The 2,490-nt window shown below is 55.7% G+C and carries 4 protein-coding genes; 3 read left to right on the top strand and 1 reads right to left on the bottom strand.

Translation table 11 applies throughout. From position 1 onward, the window contains the following. Positions 1 to 77: 77 nt before the first annotated feature. Complete coding sequence (locus Q2B33_RS23810; protein ID WP_300914324.1) at positions 78 to 590, top strand: hypothetical protein; 513 nt, start codon at positions 78 to 80, stop codon at positions 588 to 590. A gap of 182 nt (positions 591 to 772) precedes the next feature. Next, positions 773 to 1,192 carry a hypothetical protein gene (locus tag Q2B33_RS23815; protein ID WP_300565512.1) on the top strand — a complete coding sequence of 140 codons (420 nt, stop codon included), beginning with the start codon at positions 773 to 775 and terminating at the stop codon, positions 1,190 to 1,192. A gap of 118 nt (positions 1,193 to 1,310) precedes the next feature. Here the strand turns inward: Q2B33_RS23815 and Q2B33_RS23820 are convergent, their stop codons facing one another. Beyond that, entirely contained in the window at positions 1,311 to 1,862 is a 552-nt protein-coding gene (locus Q2B33_RS23820; protein WP_300784761.1) for a Uma2 family endonuclease, read from the bottom strand. A gap of 413 nt (positions 1,863 to 2,275) precedes the next feature. Between Q2B33_RS23820 and Q2B33_RS23825 the strand changes: the two genes are divergently transcribed. Then, positions 2,276 to 2,490 (top strand): response regulator (locus tag Q2B33_RS23825; protein ID WP_300823060.1); only part of this gene is annotated, 215 nt, incomplete at its 3' end.

The raw sequence follows: 2,490 nt of genomic DNA on the forward strand, positions 1-2,490 counted from the left end.
TCTGAGAACGCGCCGCGGAATGGGAGCGTGCCGCGGAGGGAGAACGCGCCGCGGAAGGAGGACGTACCACGTCGGAGGTGCGCCCGGCGGAATGGAAGGAGGGCGCTCCGGCGGATTACAGGGCACTGGCGCGGCGGCTGAATCAGCGCATCTATGAGACGTTCTGGGACGAGGAGGCAAAACTTTGCCATAATCTGGCGACAGGAGGCGGGGCCAGCCAGCTGGGGAATGCCCTGGCCATCCTCTGCGGCGCTGTGGAAGGAGAGGAGGCCCTGGGCCTGTGCGAGCGGCTGCGGACGGATAAGACCCTGACGGAGGTGTCCCTGTCCATGCTCTGCTTTAAGTATGACGCCTGGCTGAAGGTGGACAGAGAGCGGTATGCGCCCGTGATTCTGGAGGATATCCGGCGCATTTATGCCCCCATGGCGGAGTACGGCGGCACCACGGTCTGGGAGACGGAAGCAGGAGCCAGCGACTTCGACAATGCGGGAAGCCTCTGCCATGGCTGGAGCGCCATGCCGGTCTATTACTACCATATCCTGCTTGGGCGGGCCGACGGTTCGGGGCAATCCGACAAGGCGACAGAATAAGGATTGCCCTGCAGAAAAGGCAGTGCTGCGGCAGCGTGGACTTTAGCCCCGCTTATAGTGCGGAATTCCCTATTGAAAAGCTCTTCCCGTATATTTATACTGAAACCGGATAGAGGGTTCACGGAGCGCTTCCCGGATTCCGGCGGGGGCCGCGTCTGTTTTTGAAGAAAGGAAAATGAGCGATGGCAGAGATGGACTACAGAAGGGAAATAAACGAGGCGACATATGCGGGACAGGAGGCGCTGCGCTGTCTGGAGCAGGCCAAGGACTGTCTGAGCAGTGCAGGGAACTGGGGCATCGTGGACATGCTGGGCGGAGGGATGATTACTACCTTCATCAAGCGCTCCAAAATGAGGGACGCGGACGCGCTGGTGCAGCAGGCCCGCGCCGCCCTGAAGCGGTTCCAGAGGGAGCTGATGGACGTGGACAATATACCGGAGTTCCATATCCAGACAGGGGATTTCCTGACCTTCGCGGATTATTTCTTCGACGGGTTCGTGGCGGATATGCTGGTGCAGTCCAAGATAAACGATGCCAGGCGGCAGGTGGAGGATGCCATAGAGAAGGTGAATTACATCTTAGGGCAGCTGCGGCGGCTGTAGCGGCAAAGCGGCCCGGACGGCAGGAGGAATAAAAAAGGCCCCTCAAAAGCGCAAGGGATGCTTGGGGGGTTTTTTGCTTGGAGCAAATGGTCATGGCCTGGGGCTGCCGCGAAAAGGCTTACAGCCGCAGCTCCTCAAAGTCGATCCACAGGTCGTCATAGAGATTGGCCTTTATCTTGTCCCGGAAGGTGTATGAGGTGACTTCAAACTTGGCTTCTTCCAGATGGTACGCATAGACGGTCTTTTTTGAGGGGTCAACAATCCAATATTCCTTCACCCCGGCATCCAGATAGAGTTTCAGCTTGCGCACATAGTCGTGGCTGGCCGTGCCGGGGGATATGATTTCCACGATCCAGTCAGGCGCGCCGGTACAGCCCCTGTCGGTCAGCTTGCCCGGGTCGCAGATTACGCTTATGTCCGGCTCTACTATCGTGCCGTAGTCGCTTTCGAACAGCTTAACCGCAAAAGGGGCCGGATAGACTCTGCAGCTTCCGTTTTTTGAATCGATATAATATGCAATTTTTTTGAATACAAAGCTGAGGATTTCCTGATGAATGCGGCTGGGCGCGGCCATATAATAGAACTGCCCATCAATCAGCTCTGCCCGGACATCCTCCGGCATGTTATAGTAATCCTCTTCCGTAAAGGTCTGTAACTGTGCTAACGCCATCTTTTCCGCTCCTTTCATAGTATTGCTGCGCACGCTTCGGCGCACATGGAATCAGAAGCTGACACAATGCGCTTTCGTGTCAACATTATAGCATGGCAGAGTGGAAATGAAAATATATTTTCCCGGTAAACTTTTTCGCAAGTATGCCGAAATAAAGAACATAAGGACAGGTAGCATGCTATGGACAGCAGACAGAGGTGGAGACACTGGTTTGCTGTCCTTTTTGGTTTCGTTGTCTGCATTGCGGCATCCGGAGGGCACAGGGAAGGGCCCGCAACGATTCGTGACATTACAGGCCGCAGTTTGTTACATTATCCAAAGGAGGCATGACCGTCCTGTCGAAATAAAAAAAGAACGCGACCAAGTGGGCCGGAGCAGGAATCCGGAGGCCGCGTGATACTATGAGGTGGGGCATGAGGGTCGCGATATGTGATGATGACAGGGAGAGCTGTGCCAGGCTGCGCAGCCTGATAAAGAAGCAGGAACCGGACTGCGAGGTGGCGTGCTTCGATACGGGGAAGCGTTTTCTGGAGGCTAAGGGGCATTTTGATATATTGCTTCTGGATATCCAGATGGAGGAGATGAGCGGGATAGAGGTGGCCAGGATCCTGCGCATCAACCAGGAGAA

This window comes from uncultured Acetatifactor sp. (assembly GCF_948601915.1).
GTDB lineage: Bacteria > Bacillota > Clostridia > Lachnospirales > Lachnospiraceae > Acetatifactor.